At 73.4% G+C, this 14,897-nt stretch carries 13 protein-coding genes; 7 read left to right on the top strand and 6 right to left on the bottom strand.

Features of this window, described 5'->3' with window-relative positions; translation table 11 throughout:
- Positions 1 to 53 precede the first annotated feature (53 nt).
- Positions 54 to 494 carry a nitroreductase family deazaflavin-dependent oxidoreductase gene (locus ACZ6SD_RS10240; protein WP_465316599.1) on the top strand — a complete coding sequence of 147 codons (441 nt, stop codon included), beginning with the start codon at positions 54 to 56 and terminating at the stop codon, positions 492 to 494.
- Positions 495 to 594: 100 nt separating this feature from the next.
- Entirely contained in the window at positions 595 to 1,161 is a 567-nt protein-coding gene (locus tag ACZ6SD_RS10235) for an EF-hand domain-containing protein (protein ID WP_465316598.1), read from the top strand.
- A 5-nt stretch (positions 1,162 to 1,166) separates the two neighbouring features.
- Here the strand turns inward: ACZ6SD_RS10235 and ACZ6SD_RS10230 are convergent, their stop codons facing one another.
- The 6 genes from ACZ6SD_RS10230 to kdd form a co-directional block, all read right to left on the bottom strand.
- Complete coding sequence (locus ACZ6SD_RS10230; RefSeq protein ID WP_465316597.1) at positions 1,167 to 3,233, bottom strand: AMP-binding protein; 2,067 nt, start codon at positions 3,231 to 3,233, stop codon at positions 1,167 to 1,169.
- 175 nt (positions 3,234 to 3,408) lie between these two features.
- A complete protein-coding gene (kal, locus tag ACZ6SD_RS10225) occupies positions 3,409 to 3,852 on the bottom strand; it encodes a 3-aminobutyryl-CoA ammonia lyase (protein WP_465316596.1) in 444 nt (147 codons plus the stop codon).
- Positions 3,849 to 4,664, bottom strand: coding sequence for a lysine 5,6-aminomutase subunit beta (gene kamE, locus ACZ6SD_RS10220; protein WP_465316595.1), 816 nt, complete (start codon positions 4,662 to 4,664; stop codon positions 3,849 to 3,851). Before kamE ends, kal begins: the two co-directional genes overlap by 4 nt.
- Positions 4,661 to 6,235, bottom strand: a complete 1,575-nt coding sequence (gene kamD, locus ACZ6SD_RS10215) for a lysine 5,6-aminomutase subunit alpha (RefSeq protein WP_465316594.1) — start codon at positions 6,233 to 6,235, stop codon at positions 4,661 to 4,663. The genes kamE and kamD overlap by 4 nt, the downstream gene beginning before the upstream one ends.
- The gene (locus ACZ6SD_RS10210; protein ID WP_465316593.1) at positions 6,222 to 7,886 is read right to left on the bottom strand and encodes an amidohydrolase; all 1,665 of its coding nucleotides are present in this window, start codon (positions 7,884 to 7,886) and stop codon (positions 6,222 to 6,224) included. The genes kamD and ACZ6SD_RS10210 overlap by 14 nt, the downstream gene beginning before the upstream one ends.
- A complete protein-coding gene (gene kdd / locus ACZ6SD_RS10205) occupies positions 7,883 to 8,929 on the bottom strand; it encodes an L-erythro-3,5-diaminohexanoate dehydrogenase (protein WP_465316592.1) in 1,047 nt (348 codons plus the stop codon). The genes ACZ6SD_RS10210 and kdd overlap by 4 nt, the downstream gene beginning before the upstream one ends.
- A gap of 85 nt (positions 8,930 to 9,014) precedes the next feature.
- Here kdd and ACZ6SD_RS10200 point away from each other — a divergent pair, with 85 nt between their 5' ends.
- The 5 genes from ACZ6SD_RS10200 (at position 9,015) to ACZ6SD_RS10180 (ending at position 14,786) form a co-directional block, all read left to right on the top strand.
- Positions 9,015 to 10,430: a KamA family radical SAM protein gene (locus ACZ6SD_RS10200; protein WP_465316591.1), complete on the top strand. Its 1,416-nt coding sequence runs from the start codon at positions 9,015 to 9,017 to the stop codon at positions 10,428 to 10,430.
- A gap of 94 nt (positions 10,431 to 10,524) precedes the next feature.
- Positions 10,525 to 11,187, top strand: a complete 663-nt coding sequence (locus tag ACZ6SD_RS10195) for a TetR/AcrR family transcriptional regulator (protein WP_465316590.1) — start codon at positions 10,525 to 10,527, stop codon at positions 11,185 to 11,187.
- A gap of 38 nt (positions 11,188 to 11,225) precedes the next feature.
- Entirely contained in the window at positions 11,226 to 12,068 is an 843-nt protein-coding gene (locus tag ACZ6SD_RS10190) for a metal-dependent hydrolase (protein ID WP_465316589.1), read from the top strand.
- Between the two features lie 123 nt (positions 12,069 to 12,191).
- Positions 12,192 to 13,631 (top strand): S28 family serine protease, encoded by a 1,440-nt coding sequence (locus tag ACZ6SD_RS10185; protein WP_465316588.1) that lies wholly within the window; start codon positions 12,192 to 12,194, stop codon positions 13,629 to 13,631.
- 99 nt (positions 13,632 to 13,730) lie between these two features.
- The gene (locus tag ACZ6SD_RS10180; RefSeq protein ID WP_465316739.1) at positions 13,731 to 14,786 is read left to right on the top strand and encodes a GDSL-type esterase/lipase family protein; all 1,056 of its coding nucleotides are present in this window, start codon (positions 13,731 to 13,733) and stop codon (positions 14,784 to 14,786) included.
- Positions 14,787 to 14,897 lie beyond the last annotated feature (111 nt).

Genomic DNA, 14,897 nt, shown 5'->3' with positions numbered 1-14,897 from the left:
TCTAGCTGGTTCTAAGCCGTGGACCAGCGTGTTCCAGCGAGGAGGGAGGCCCGGTGGGCGCTGACGAGGTCGTGGACAGCCCGCGTGATTTCGTCGCCCGGCACATCCGCCGCTACGTGGAGTCCGGCGGCCGGGAGACCGAGGTCGTGCGCGGCCTGGAGATGCTGCTGCTGACCACCCGGGGCAGGCGCTCGGGCAAACGCCGCCGCACCGCCCTGGTCTACGGCCGCGACGACGGCCGCTACGTGCTGGTGGCCTCCGACGGCGGCGCGCCCCGGCACCCGTCCTGGTACCTGAACCTTGTCGCCGACGGGCAGGTGGAGGTGCAGGTCGGCCCGGACACGTTCTTGGCCCGCGCCCGCCCGGCCACCGCGGCGGAGAAGCCGCGGCTGTGGCACCTGATGACCTCGCTGTGGCCGGACTACGACTCCTACCAGGCCAAAGCCGCCCGCGAGATCCCGCTGGTCGTGGTGGAGCCGCTGCCCGAGCGCTGACCGCGGGGTCACCCGTCCGCGCGTGGTCGGCCGCGGCCCGCTCCGCTAGGTTCATGATCAGTGACTGATCAGTGACGGAGCGCGACAACGGGGAGAGGCCATGGCGATGACGGAGTACCTGGACCGCAAGCTGGCGCGCCGGTTCGCCACCTACGACACCGATGGCGACGGCGCGATCAGCCGCACCGATTTCGAGGAGGCGGCGCTGCGGTTGGGGGCGGAGTTCGGCCACGGCGAGGACTCGCCGCGGTGGCGGCGGCTGCGCGAGTTGACCCTGGGGTTGTGGCGCCGGCTGGCCGAGGCCGCCGACGCCGACGAGGACGGCCGGATCACCCTGGCCGAGTACAAGGCCGCGTTCGCCGCGGGCCTGCTGGTGACGCCCGAGTCGTTCGACCAGGGCTACGTCCCGTTCCTGGAGGCCCTGCTCGACATCGCCGACGCCGACGGCGACGGCCTGCTGACCGAGGACGACCACGTGCGGTGGACCGGCGCCCTGATGGGCCTGCCCGAGCACGACGCCCGGGCGGCGTTCACCGGCGTCGACGCCGACCACGACGGCTTCGTCTCGGCCCCGGAGCTGCGCGAGGCGATCCGTGAGTACTACTTCGACGAGACCCCGGGCTCCGCGGGAGCCTGGCTGCTCGGCCCCCTGCCCGCGTCCGTCTAGCCCGTTCAGTCCTGGTCGACTAGGAGGCGTTTGACGACCTTGCCGGTGGCGTTGCGGGGGACCTTGCGGACGAAGAAGACGTCGCGGGGCACGGAGAAGCGCTCCAGGTGGTCGTGGATGTACTCCTGGACGGCGGTGGCGCCGAGGCGGGCGCCGGGTTTGAGGGCGACGTAGGCGGCGAAGCGCTGGCCGTACTCGTGGTCGGGGACGCCGACGACGGCGGCGTCTTGGACGCCGTCGAGGTTGAGCAGGAGTTCCTCGACGGGTCGGGGGAAGACGTTCTCACCGCCGGAGACGATCATGTCGTCGTCGCGGCCGGAGACGAACAGCCGCCCGTCGGCGTCGAGGTAGCCGCGGTCGCCGGTGACCATGAGGTCGTCGTGCATCTCGTTGCGGGTGCCGTTGGTGTAGCCCTCGAACAGCATGTCGTTGCCGACGCAGATGCGGCCGACGACGCCGGGGGGCAGCGGGTCGCCGTCGGCGTCGAGGATGCCGACCTTGGTGCCGACCGGGCAGCGGCCCGCGGTGGTGGGGGCGGCGCGCAGGTCGGCGGGGTCGGCGATGCTGGCCCAGGAGACCTCGGTGGAGCCGTAGAGGTTGTAGAGGATGTCGCCGAAGGTGTCCATGAACTCGGTGACGAACGGCCCGGGCATCGCCGAGCCGCTGGAGGCGACCACCCGCAGCGAGGACACGTCGTAGCGGGCGCGGACGCGTTCGGGCAGGGCGAGGATGCGCTGCAGCATGACCGGGACGGCGATCAGCGTGGTGCATTTGAGTTCGGCGATCGCGGCGAGGGTGGCTTCGGCGTCGAAGCGGCGGTGCAGCACGAGGGTCGCGTGCAGCGGCATGCCCAGTTGCAGCGCGGCCAGGCCCCAGGTGTGGAACAGGGGCGCGGCCACGAGCATCCGCTCCCCGGTGCGCAGGGGGATGCGCGAGAGCACGGACGCAGCGGCGCCGAGGCCCTGCGGGTTGCGGCGGCGGGCGCCCTTGGGGGTGCCGGTGGTGCCCGAGGTCATCACGATGATCTTGCCCGCGGTGCTGGGCGCGCGCAGCGGGGTGTCGGGGGCGTCCTCGACGAGGCCGTCGACGGTGACCTCGCCGGGGGCGGCGCTCCAGGTGGAGATCCACGGCAGGGTCGCGGGCAGGTTGTGGAACAGCGGGGCGAACTCGTCGTCGGCGAGCAGCGCGATCGGCCGGTGCGCCTCGATGAGGTCGGCGACCTGGTCGGCGGAGATGCCGGTGTTGAGCATGAGGACGTCCGCGCCGAGTTTGCCGCAGGCGATGGTGGCCTCGACCAGCCCGGCGTGGTTGCGGCACATGACCGCGACCCGGCGGCCGGTGCGCACGCCGTATTCGGCCAGGCCGTTGGCCAGGCGGGTGGTGCGGGCGTCGATCTCGGCGAAGGTGAGCGTGCCGCGTTCGTCGATGACGGCGACAGCGTGGGGTTTGCGGGCCGCTGCGGCCCGGTAGCCGCCGACGATGGTGGGGCCCCAGCGGGCCAGCGCGCCCAGTTGCCGGGCGACCCGGTCGGGCCTGCCGGGGATCAGCACGCCCGCGCGGACCAGGGTGGCGGCCACGCTGAACACCGACTGGCCGCGCGCGGTCTGGTCGATGCGGGTGGGCGAGACGGTGATGGGCCTGCCGGAGAGGTGGTGCTCGACGCGGGCGATGGCCTTGCGGATCCGCTTGCGCAGCCAGGGGGCGGTGAGCACGGTGCCCGCGGTGACGCCTTCGGGCAGGGACACCACGACCTGCACGAGGCAGCGGCCGCGGCCCTGCGGGGTGAGCCGGATGGACAGGTGCCCGCCCGCCCAGCGGGGGCCGACCAGCACGAGGTGCTCGGCGGGGCGGTGCACGAGGATCTCGATCTCGTCCGGCACGGGGGCGCGGCCGGAGACGCAGAACCGGACCCGGTAGCGGGCGCCTCGGCCGACCGGGGTGCCGCCCGCGCGGTCGGCCGAGGCGATCTCGCGGACGAAACGGGGATAGAGGGCGGGTTCGCTGAGGACCTCCCAGACCTGTTCCGGCGTGTGGTCGAGGGTCAGTTCCACCTCGACGAGCTCGGTCGGCATGGTCCTCCGTCAGCGAGGCGCCCCGGATTGTCGCCCGGGACGTGGTTGCGGCACACGATGGAACCGCTTGTTATCAGCGAACCGCTAATCGGTGCAAGCACCCATGCCACCGTTCGGGCTAATAGCAGTGAAGATCACTCACTCGGCGTAATGGATCAACCCGATCGTTGGAGTGTCAACCACCATCGCGTGATTGGTTGCTGTGATTGTCGTCAACGCTCGCGGTCGGGTCCTCCTCGGCTGGGACGACGACCGTGCCGGTGGCTCGGGTGACCACCAGCGGCGGGTCGAGGACGTCGGCGGCGGAGGGGCCGCGGTGCGGGGCGGCGCGGCACACCACGCGCGCCTCGAACGCCAGGCCGCGGGAGCGGGCGCCGATCCGCACCAGGGTCGCGGTGGCCTCGATGACGTCCCCGGCGCGGATGGGGGCCAGGAACTCGACGTGGGTGTATCCGGCGAACAGTCCCTCGTCGCCGTCGGCGCGGACGCACAGCTCGGTGGCGGCGTCGCCGAAGAGTCCGAGGCCGTAGGCGCCGTCGACGAGGGCGCCGCCGTAGTGGGCGTGCCCGTGCGGGACGTACCGGCGGTGGGTGACGGAGAATCCGACGACGCGGCTCATGGGCGCCCCGCCTCCTCGTCCGCGGGGTCGGCGGGGGCGGTGCCTGCCGGTGGGGCGCCCGCGATGGCGTGGGCGAGGTAGCTGGCGACCTCGCCGGGGGTGGTGCCGCGGCTGAAGACGCGGTCGACGCCGAGGTCGGCGGCCATCCTCGGGTCGAAGCGGGGGCCACCGGCGACGAGCAGCGGGCGGCGCTCCCCCATGGCCTCGCGGAACGCCGCGGACATCTCCCGGGTGTTGCGCAGGTGCGCGTCGCGCTGGGTGACGACCTGGGAGACCAGGACCGCGTCGGCGCGCTCGGCGCGGGCGCGTTTGACCAGGTCGGGGACCGGCACCTGGGCGCCGAGGTTCACCACGCGCAGTTCGCGGTAGTACTCCAGGCCCTTCTCCCCCGCGACGCCTTTGATGTTGCAGATGGCGTCGATGCCGACGGTGTGCGCGTCGGTGCCGATGCAGGCGCCGACGACGACGAGCGCGCGGCGCAGACGTTGTCTGACCGCGGCGTCGACCTCGCCGGGGGTGAGCAGCGGGTAGTCGCGTTCGACCACGGTGACCTCGGCGAGGTCGACGGTGTGGGTGACCGAGCCGTAGACGACGAAGAAGGTGAACTCGGCGCCGATGGGGTGCGAGTGCACGACCATGGCCGGGTCCATGCCCATCTTGTGGGCCAGCAGCAGCGCGGCGCCCTCGGCGCGGGGGCCGTGCGCGACGGGCAGGGTGAACGACAGCTGCGCCATGCCGTCGCCCCGGGTGTCGCCGTAGGGGCGGATGGGGCCGCCTCGCTGGGTCGAGTGCTCGTCCGCGAACCCGCTCATCGGTCGGCTCCGGTGTCGAGCAGGTCGGCGGCGGGGTTGCGGTAGCCCTCGGCTTTGGCGATCACCCCGTCGGCTCCCCTGCCCTGGTCGGCTGGGCGTTTCATCAGCCCGAAGGTGCCCTGGGCGATGGCGTCGAGCAGCCCATCGTCGGCGATGCGGGCGAGCAGGTCGACGGCTTCGCCGAGGACCTGGTGGGCGCGTTTGACGATGAGCCCGCCGGGGGCGGGCCGGAAGTCCTCGGCGAGCCCGCCCGCGGCGTCGAGGACATAGCGGACGTTGCGCAGGGCGAGGTCCCGATCGGACAGGAACGGGGTGGCCACGGCCTCGGTCATCATGCCGACCAGCAGGATCGACTGGCCGGTGAGCGCCCCGGCGAGGTTGAACAACCCGTTGAGCAGGTAGCCGTGGAACACGTCGCCGGTCATGTGCTTGGTGGGCGGCATCCACTTGAGCGGGGCGTCGGGAAACAGCTCGCGGGCGAGCAGGGCGTGGGCGAGTTCGAGGCGGAACGAGTCGGGCCGGGCCGGGTCGATCTCGAAGGCGTGGCCGAGGCCGAGCAGGTGGTCGCCGAGCCCGGCCTCGTGCGCGAAGCGCTCGTTGAGCAGCTGGGAGACGGTGACGGTGTGCGCGGCGTCGACGGCGTCGTCTGTGGTGAGGTAATTGTCCTCGCCGGTGTTGATGACGATCCCGGCGCGGGCGTGGACCTGCCGGGAGAACCGCTGGTCCACGAAGGTGCGCACGGGGTTGATGTCGCGGAAGAGGATGCCGTACATGGAGTCGTTGAGCATCATGTCGAGCCTGCGCAGCCCGGCGAGGACGGCGATCTCGGGCATGCACAGGCCCGAGGCGTAGTTGGTGACCCGGATGTAGCGGCCGACCTCGCGGGACACCTCGTCCATGGCCGCGCGCATGATCCGGAAGTTCTCTTCGGTGGCGTAGGTGCCCGCGTACCCGTGGTGGGTGGCGCCTTCTGGCACGTAGTCGAGCAGCGACTGCCCGGTGGAGCGGATCACGGCGATGACGTCGGCCCCGGCGCGGGCGGCGTTGGCGGCCTGGACGACGTCCTCGTCGATGTCGCCGGTGGCCACGATCAGATAGAGCCAGGGCCGCCGCGGCGGGTCGCCGAGGTCGGCGACGAGCCGGTCGCGGTCGGCGCGGTTGCGGTCGACGGCGCGCAGGCCGCGGGCGATCGCGGCGCGGGCGGCGTCCTCGGCGCGGGCGGCGTCGGCCCCGGTGGGGACCCGGTACTGGACCTGACCGGCGGCGGTGGCCTCGGCGAGGTCGGTGAGGGCGCCCAGGTCGTGTTCGCGCAGGGCGTGGAACACCGGCAGCGCGGCGCCGTGGTCGAGGCCGCAGTGCGCGCGGACGGTGTCCACGACCCGGTTGACCCAGGGCACGTCCCCGGCGCGGTGGGTGTGGTCGGCTCCGGTGATGCCCGCCAGGCGCAGGGTGGCGCGTTCCAGCGACACGGTGGTGTGGCGGCGGGCGAGGTCGATGACCGGGGCCGCGGCGCGCTCGGCGAGGCGGCGCGCGGTGGCGACGGTGTCGGGGTCGAGGTCAAGCAGTGCCATCGCGGCTCGCTTTCTGCGTGTCGAGGGCGGTGCTGTCGTACAGGGTGCGGCCGCGGGCGACGGTGCGCAGGCACACGGGCAGGTCCGCGCCGGGGTCCAGCGGCGGCAGCCCGGGGACCCGGGAGCGCGGGTCGGTCGACCAGCGCGCCACCCGGGAATCGGGGGCGGCCACGACGAGGTCGGGGGCGTCCCAGACGGCGTAGGTGGCGGGGGCGCCGGGCACGAGGGTGCCGGTGAGGCCGTCGTCCACTCCGGCGGCGCGCCAGCCGCCTCGGGTGTGGGCGGTGAACGCCGCGCGCGGGGACAGCCCGAAGCCCTCGGTGCGGTGGTGGACGGCGGCGCGGACCGCGGCCCAGGGGTCGAGGGGGGTGACCGGGGCGTCGGAGCCGAGCGCGAGGATCACCCCGGCGGCGGCGAGGCGGGCGAACGGGTTGAGCGCGGTCCCCCGCTCGACGCCGAGCCGGGCGGCGTACATGCCGTGCCCGCCGCCCCAGGTGGCGTCGAACAGCGGCTGCACGGAGGCCACCACGCCCCACTGCCCGAGCCGGTCGGCTTGCTCGGCGGTGACCATCTCCAGGTGTTCGAGCCGGTGGCGGGCCCCGGCGATGGCGGGGCGGCCGACGGTTTTCTCGGCGCGGGCGAAGCCCTCGATCACCTCGGCGATGGCGGCGTCGCCGATGACGTGGAAGCCCGCTTGGATGCCCGCCTCGGTGCAGACGATCAGGTGCTCGGCGATCTGCTCGGCGTCGAGGTAGAGCGCGCCGGAGGTGTCGGGGTGGTCGGCGTAGGGGTGGCACAGGGCGGCGGTGCGGGAGCCGAGTGAGCCGTCGATGAACAGGTCGCCCGCCAGGCCCCGCGCGCCGAGGGCCGCGGCGGTGTCGGCGGCGGCGCGCTCGCCCCAGTACCCGACGACCTCGGGCAGGTCGCCCCCGGCGCGGGCGAGCAGGGCAGCGAAGTCCTCTGCGCTGGAGATGTCGGGTCCGGCGCACTCGTGGACGGCGGCGACGCCGCTGGCGGCGGCGTGCCGCAGGAACGCCTCCTGGGCGGCGGCGCGCTGGCCGGGGGTGATGGCGTCCTGGGCGGCGCGGCGCACGCGGTGGTGGGCGTCGCGGGTCAGCGGCCCGTCCGGGCTGAACCCGTCCGCGCCGCGGGCAGCGGGGGCGCGGACGAGCAGGGCGGTGGAGACCAGGGCGGAGTGCACGTCGACGCGGGAGAGGTAGACCGCGGCGCCATCGGCGGCGGCGTCGACCTCGGCGCGGGTGGGCGGGCGGCCCTCGGGCCAGGCGGTCTCGTCCCAGCCGTGGCCCCACACCACGGCGTGGCACGCCCCGCGGACGTGGGCGGCGATGGCGTCGAGGCACTCGCGCAGCGACGCGCACCCGGTCAGGTCCAGTCCGGTGCGGAGCAGCCCGGCGGCGGTGGTGTGCACGTGGGCGTCGACAAAGGCAGGGGCGACGAACGCGCCCGCGAGGTCGACGGTCTCGTCGGCGTCGGCGTACAGGGTGCGGCCCACCGAGTCCTGCCCGAGCCAGACGACCACGCCGTCGCGCACGGCGATGGCAGTGGCGTGCGGGTCGGCCGGGGAGTGCACGCGGCCCCCGGTCAGCAGGGTGGTGCCGGGGGTGGCCGGGGGCGTGGGGGAACTGGTCATGGGCGAAGAGTCTGCCGCTCACGGCCGGTGATCAGCGCCCGCACCCCGGGCTCGGCGCGCAGCAGGTCGAGGGCGAACTCGGCGTGGCCGGGGACGTAGCCGTTGCCGATGAGCATCCGCACGTCCTTGGCGAGCCCTTCCGCGCCGAGGGCGGCGTCGGCGAACGAGGTGGCCATCGAGAAGAACACCACGGCGCCGCCGTCGGCGGTGGCCATGATCGCGCCGTGCTCGCAGCCGGGCACGTCCACGCAGACCACGGTGACCGCGACGGGCGCGCCGACGGCGGCGGCCACGGCGACCGGGTCGCGGGCGTCGGCGACGACGACCTCGTCGGCCAGGCCCGCGGCGCGCACCGCGGCGGCTTCCGCGCCGGTGGGCACCAGCGCCACCACCCGGGTCGCGCCCGCGCGCCGCGCCGCGGCCAGCGACAGGGACCCGGACTTGCCGCCGCCGCCGAGCACGCACACCGACGCGCCGGGCCCGGCTTCGCGGACGACCCGGTCGGTGAGCGCGGGCGCCCCGCACACGTCCAGGACCGACAGCGCCAGCGGCTCGGGCAGGTCGGCGGGCAGGACCGCGGCGATGGAGCGCCCGAACAGCACCGCGGTGCCCCGGCAGGGGACCTGCTCGCTCTCGCCGTCCCAGTCGGCGAGGCCGTCGGTGATCCGCAGCGGGGTGAGGGTCAGCGAGACCAGCGACGCGATCCGGTCGCCGACGCGCACGCCCAGCGGCGAGTCGGGGCCGACCGCGCGCACCGCGCCCAGCAGCATCCCGCCGGAGCCGGTGACCGGGTTCTGCATCTTGCCTCGGGCGGCGACGATCGCCAGGACCGCGTCGCGCACGGCGGCGCCGGAGCCGTGCTCGTCGCGCAGCTGCCGGTAGGACGCGGCGTCGAGGTTGAGCCGTTCGACGTCGACCACGACCTCGTCGGCGTACGGCCGGAGGTCGGGGTCGAGGCGGCGGGCCCGCTGCGGCAGCACCCCGGGCGGGTCGAGCACCCGGTGCAGCCCGTACGGCGAGCCCCTGTCGAAACTTTCGCTCACTCGTCGCACCTTTCCCGGAAGATTTGCGCCACACTGGTGTTCTGGCAGCATATCTTTACGCCACCCGAACGGCGAGGAGAAAAAGATGACCGCGCTGCGCGACCCGGTGGAACACCACGAGAACCAGGGGCCCCGCGCCCAGGCGGGCCACCAGCCCTACACCTACGCCCGCGCCGAGTTGGTCGAGCCCGACTGGCGCCGGTTCCCCGGGTGGGCGCGGGTCACCGAGGCCCAGTGGCGCGACGCGCAGTGGCAGCGGGCCCACTGCGTGAAGAACATCCGGGGGCTGCGCGCGGTCGTCGGCGGCCTGCTCGCCGAGTCCTTCTACGCCGACCTGGCCGCCGACCAGGAGCGGCTGGCGACGATGTCGATGCTGCTGCCCCCGCAGATGCTCAACACCATGGCCCCCAACGCCACGCCCGCGCGGTTCACCGACGCCTTCTACGCCGACCCGGTGCGCCGCTACATGCTGCCGGTGGCCTCCGACCGCGACCCGCGCTGGCCAAGCCACCCGCGCTCGCAACGCGACTCCCTGCACGAGGCCGAGATGTGGGTGGTGGAGGGCCTGACCCACCGCTACCCCACCAAGGTCCTCGCCGAACTGCTCTCCACCTGCCCCCAGTACTGCGGGCACTGCACCCGCATGGACCTGGTCGGCAACTCCACCCCCCAGGTCGACAAACACAAACTGCTGCTCAAACCGGTCGACCGGCAGGACAAGATGATCGACTACCTGCGCCGCACCCCCGGCGTGCGCGACGTGGTGGTCTCCGGCGGCGACGTGGCGAACGTGCCGTGGCGGCAACTGGAGGCGTTCCTGACGCGGCTGCTGGACATCGAGACCGTCCGCGACATCCGGCTGGCCACCAAGGCGCTCGCGGGCCTGCCGCAGCACTGGCTGCAGCCCGCCGTCGTCGAAGGGCTGGAGCGGGTGGCGCGCACCGCGGCCAGGCGCGGGGTGAACCTGGCGATCCACACCCACGTCAACCACGCCCAGTCGGTGACGCCGCTGGTCGCCGAGGCCGCGCGCACCGCCCTGGCGGTCGGCGTCCGCGACGTGCGCAACCAGGGCGTGCTGCTGCGCGGGGTCAACACCACCCCGGCGGCGCTGCTGGACCTGTGCTTCGCGCTGCAGGGGGAGGCGAACATCCTCCCGTACTACTTCTACCTGTGCGACATGATCCCCAACGCCGAGCACTGGCGGGTCGCGGTGTGGGAGGCCCAGGACCTCCAGCACGCGATCATGGGGTACCTGCCCGGGTACGCCACCCCGCGGCTGATCTGCGACGTGCCCTACGTGGGCAAACGCTGGGTGCACCAGGTCGCCGAGTACGACCGCGAGCTGGGCGTGTCGTACTGGACGAAGAACTACCTCGCGGGCGCCGAGCGGGCCGACCCGGCCGCGGACCTCGACCGCCGCTACCCGTACTACGACCCGATCACGACCCTGCCCGAGCGGGGCCGCGCGTTCTGGCGCGCGCACCCCGACCACCGCGCCTGACCGGCGTCGCGGCGGCCCGCCGTCGTGCCCGGCCAGGCCCGCCCTGATACCGGCAGGCTTGCCTGTTTGTGTGTTCGGGAGTTACCTTGCCCACATGACCCGTCGCCACCGGCACACCTCCCGCGAGCGCGTCCCGCAGGCCGAACGCGCCGAGGCCATGCGCGCGCGGCTGCTCGACGCGACCATCTCCTGCCTGGCCGACCTCGGCTACGGCCGCATGTCGACCAACCACATCGTCCGCCGCGCGCACGTCTCCCGCGGCGCGCTGGCCCACCACTTCCCCACCAAGGCCGACCTGCTCAACGCCGCGGCGCAGCGGCTCATCGAGGGCAGGGCCACCGACTTCCGCGAGCGGTTCGGCGCGATCGCCGTCGAGCGGCGCACCACCGCGGAGGCGCTGGCGGTGCTGTGGTCGTTCTACGACGACACCGGCGGCGTGGCGATGCTGGAGCTGATGGTCGCCGCCCGGCACAACCGGGAGCTGCGCGAGGTGCTCGGCGACATGCCCGACCGGGTGGCCGAGCTGGGCATGTCGGTCTTCGCCGAGTTCTTCCCCGACCTGGCCGCGCTGCCGTTCATCGATGAGGCGCTGCGCTCGATCCACGCCCTCTACACCGGCCTCGCCCTCAACGCCCTCGCCGACGGCGACCCGCGCGGGCGCGGCGCGGAGGTCCGCGCCTTCCTCAAGATCCTCATCGCCCGGGTCCTGGCCGCCACGCCGACACCCACGCCCACGGCCGCGCTCGCCGAGACCTGACCCGCCCGTCCCCACCGTCCCCGCCCGGAGGTCCCCGCATGTCCCGCGCCCAGTCCCCACGCGCCCGCCGCATCCACTTCGAGTACGGCGCCGGGTCCCTCGACCGGCACTACGTCGACGGCGACCTGGTGATGAGCCACGTCGTCGCGGTGCTCTCGGCGATGTTCCCCGAGGGCGAGGACTTCTTCGTCCGCTCGGTGCGCCGCTTCGCCGACCAGGTGGCCGACCCGCACCTGCGCGCCCAGGTCGCCGGGTTCATCGGCCAGGAGGTCACCCACGGCCGCGAGCACCGCGCCCTCAACGAGCGCCTGGCGCGGATGGGCTACCCGACCCGCCGGGTGGACCGCATGGTCCGCCGCGCGCTGCGGATGTACGAGAAGCGCCTGTCGCCGCTGTCGTGCTTGGGCGTCACCGCCGCCCTGGAGCACTACACCGCGGCGCTCGCCGAGACCCTGCTCGCCGACGAGCGCGCCCAAGCCCTGCTCGGGACCTCCGAGGTCCGCTCGATGCTGCTGTGGCACGCCTTCGAGGAGGCCGAGCACAAGGCCGTCGCCTTCGACGTCTACCGGGCCGCGGGCGGCAGCGAGCGCAGGCGGATCTGGACGATGCGGTGGGTGACCTTCGCGTTCATCGTCGGCGTCGTCGGGCACACCGTCGCGTCCCTGCTCGGCGACCGCGCGACCTACCGCCCGGCGCGGCTGGCCCGCAGCGTGGCCGCGCTGCGGCACTCGCCGTTCCTCAGCCGCGAGGTCGTGCGCCGCATCAGCGCGTACAACAAGCCCGGGTTCCACCCCGACGACAATGACAACACCGCCCTGCTCGACCGGTGGACGCCCGAGCTGTTCGGCGAGAACGGGCGGCTGGCGCACAACCTGCGCTGAGCGCCCCATCCGGCCCGGGCAGGCACGCGTGGGCGGATCGGGTGATCCCACGCGCGCTCGTCATGCGCGAGACTCACGACCACGCGCCGCTGACCCGGCGGCCCGGAGCCAAGGAGTTTCGGCGTGCTCATCCGCACAAGACGGGCGCTCGCGGCCACTCTGGCGGCGGCCACCGCCGTGGCCGTCGGGGTCGCCCCGGCGCAGGCCGCGCCGTCCGCGCCCACCCAGCCCGACGCCACCCGCGTCGCGGACACCACCGACATCGCCGACCGGCTGCGGGCGATCCCCGGCCTGACCGTGGTCTCCGAGTCGGCGACCCCGCCTGCGGGCTACCGGTTCCTGCTGCTGGCTTACACCCAGCCGGTCGACCACCGGCAGCCGGGTGGGCCGAGCTTCCAGCAGCGGTTCCAGCTGCTGCACCGCGACGTGGCCCGGCCGATGATCCTGCACACCACCGGCTACCAGATGCCCGCCAACCCGTTTCGCGCCGAGCCGACGCGGCTGGTCGACGGCAACCAGATCTCGGTGGAGCAGCGGTTCTTCTCCCCGTCGCGGCCCGACCCCGCCGACTGGGACGACCTCGACATCTGGCAGGCCGCGACCGACCACCACCGCATCGTCGCCGCGCTGGAACCGCTGTACCCGGCGAAGTGGATCTCTACTGGAGCCAGCAAGGGCGGCATGACCTCGGTCTACCACCGCCGCTTCTACCCCAACGACGTCGACGGGGTAGTCGCCTATGTCGCCCCGCAGGACCGGGTCAACCCCTTCGACCACGCCTACGACCAGTTCTTCGAGACCGTCGGCACCGACGCCGCGTGCCGGGCGCGGCTGGCCGACGTCCAGCGCGAGGCCCTGCGCCGCCGCCCCGAGATGGTCGCCAAGTACCAGGCCGCCGCCGACGCCGAGGGCTGGACCTTCACCCGGGTGCTCGGCTCCATCGACCGCGCCTACGAGATGACCGTCCTGGACACCGTCTGGGCGTTCTGGCAGTACTCCACCCAGGCCGACTGCGCCACGGTCCCGGCGGCCACCGCCACCAGCGACGACCTCTACGCGTTCATCGACTCCGTCGCCGGGTTCGCCTTCTACAGCGACGCCGGGATCCTGCCCTACGCCCCGTACTACTACCAGGCCGCGACCCAGCTGGGCTGGCCGCAGCCGCGCTTCGAGCACCTGCGCGGCCTGACCCGGTACCCGGGTCTCTACCAGGCGAACTCCAGCCTGCCCCCGGAGCTGCGCGAACACCACGACGCCCGACCCATGCTCGACGTTGACGCCTGGGTGCGGACCCGGTCGGAGCGGATGCTGTTCGTCTACGGCGCCAACGACCCCTGGGGCGCCGAGCGATTCGTCCCGAGCCGCCGCGACTCGGCGACCTTCACCGCCCCCGGCGCCAACCACGGCGCGAACATCACCGCCCTCGACCCCGCCGACCGCGCCGCCGCCACCGCGATGCTGCGCCGCTGGGCCGGGGTCGACACCGCGGCGCTGACCCTGGCGGCCGAGGAAATCACCGCCTTGGACCAGGCTGAACCGCGCGGCATGCGCCGAATCCGGTAACCCCAGTGTGGGGCGCTCCTACCGCTGGGAGCGACCCACACTGCTCACCCACCACAGTGGATCGACGCCGGGACCCACGCCCTACACTCAGCGCCGATGATGCGACGGTACCGATGGCACGTTGCCGTGCTGCTCATGGTGATCCTCCTGCTCGGCGCGTTCCTGGTCGTCACCGAACCGGACCCGCCGCCCGCGCCCGCCCCGCCGACCAACGTGCCCCGGGTGCTGGTCGCGCTGGGCGACAGCACGATCTCCGGCGAGGCCGCGGGCGACTACGTAGACGGCACCGACGGCGCGGACGGCAACTGGTGCCACCGCTCGCGCAACGCCTCCATCCACCACACCGGCCTGCGCGGCATCGAGGAGACGATCAACCTCGCCTGCTCCGGGGCGCCCTCGGCGCAAGTCGGCCTCGGCGACGCCGAGCAGTACACCGAAGGCTCCCAGGCGCAACGGCTGGGCGCGCTGGCCCGGCAGAAGCGGGTGGTGGCGGTCCTGGTGGCCGTGGGCGCCAACGACGACCCCGCGTTCTCCCACGTCCTCGACGGCTGCGTGCAAGCCTGGTTCGACCGGAACAAACCCGGCTGCGCGGCCGCGGTCGGCGGGCAGTGGCAGCAGCGGGTCGACACCATGGTCCCGAAGGCGACCCGGGCGCTGGCCGACATCCGCTCGGTGCTGCGCGACGCGGGCTACCAGCCCACCGACTACCAACTTGTCGTGCAGTCCTATGTGGCGCCGATCAGCCCGAACGTGCGCGCCGAGCTGCGCAACCTCAACGGCTGCCCGTTTCGCGAAGAAGACTTGCACTGGGTGCGCGACGCCGCGGTGCCCGCGATGACCGAAGGGATTCGTCGGGTCGCCCGTGACGCGGGGGCCCGCTTTCTGGATCTGTCGCGGGCCGGGGTTGGACGTGAGGCATGCGCGCGGCAGGATCCTGGGCAGGAGTGGTTCAGCAGGCTCGCGGTGCGCTGGGAGGACCTGCGGGACGAGGCTCGGGCCACGCACGCGTTGCAGGAGTCGTTTCATCCCAATGCCGCCGGGCACGCGCAGTTCGGGCGGTGCTTGGGGGAGTTTCTCGGGACCGCTGATCGGGCCGCGGCGTGTCTGCCTGGGGCTGATGGGAACTTGCATGCTGCTACCAGTGCTGGGCCTTGAGCTTCTGGTGCTTCCCGGGGTTGCTCGATGGGGTGGAGTGGTTTCTTCGGGGCCCCTACGAAGGAAGATCGCCGTGTGAAAGACGGGTGGGATGCCTTCGGCCTCACACGT

It is taken from the genome of Actinokineospora sp. NPDC051303 (assembly GCF_055586285.1).
This window is presented reverse-complemented; position numbering and strand designations above follow the sequence as displayed.

Bases quoted from the DNA above. Each gene is read 5' to 3' on its own strand.
- ACZ6SD_RS10235 (WP_465316598.1), top strand. From the start codon at position 595: ATGGCGATGACGGAGTACCTGGACCGCAAGCTGGCGCGCCGGTTCGCC.
- ACZ6SD_RS10230 (WP_465316597.1), bottom strand. From the start codon at position 3,233: ATGCCGACCGAGCTCGTCGAGGTGGAACTGACCCTCGACCACACGCCG.
- kal (WP_465316596.1), bottom strand. From the start codon at position 3,852: ATGAGCCGCGTCGTCGGATTCTCCGTCACCCACCGCCGGTACGTCCCG.
- kamE (WP_465316595.1), bottom strand. From the start codon at position 4,664: ATGAGCGGGTTCGCGGACGAGCACTCGACCCAGCGAGGCGGCCCCATC.
- kamD (WP_465316594.1), bottom strand. From the start codon at position 6,235: ATGGCACTGCTTGACCTCGACCCCGACACCGTCGCCACCGCGCGCCGC.
- ACZ6SD_RS10210 (WP_465316593.1), bottom strand. From the start codon at position 7,886: ATGACCAGTTCCCCCACGCCCCCGGCCACCCCCGGCACCACCCTGCTG.
- ACZ6SD_RS10200 (WP_465316591.1), top strand. From the start codon at position 9,015: ATGACCGCGCTGCGCGACCCGGTGGAACACCACGAGAACCAGGGGCCC.
- ACZ6SD_RS10195 (WP_465316590.1), top strand. From the start codon at position 10,525: ATGACCCGTCGCCACCGGCACACCTCCCGCGAGCGCGTCCCGCAGGCC.
- ACZ6SD_RS10190 (WP_465316589.1), top strand. From the start codon at position 11,226: ATGTCCCGCGCCCAGTCCCCACGCGCCCGCCGCATCCACTTCGAGTAC.
- ACZ6SD_RS10180 (WP_465316739.1), top strand. From the start codon at position 13,731: ATGCGACGGTACCGATGGCACGTTGCCGTGCTGCTCATGGTGATCCTC.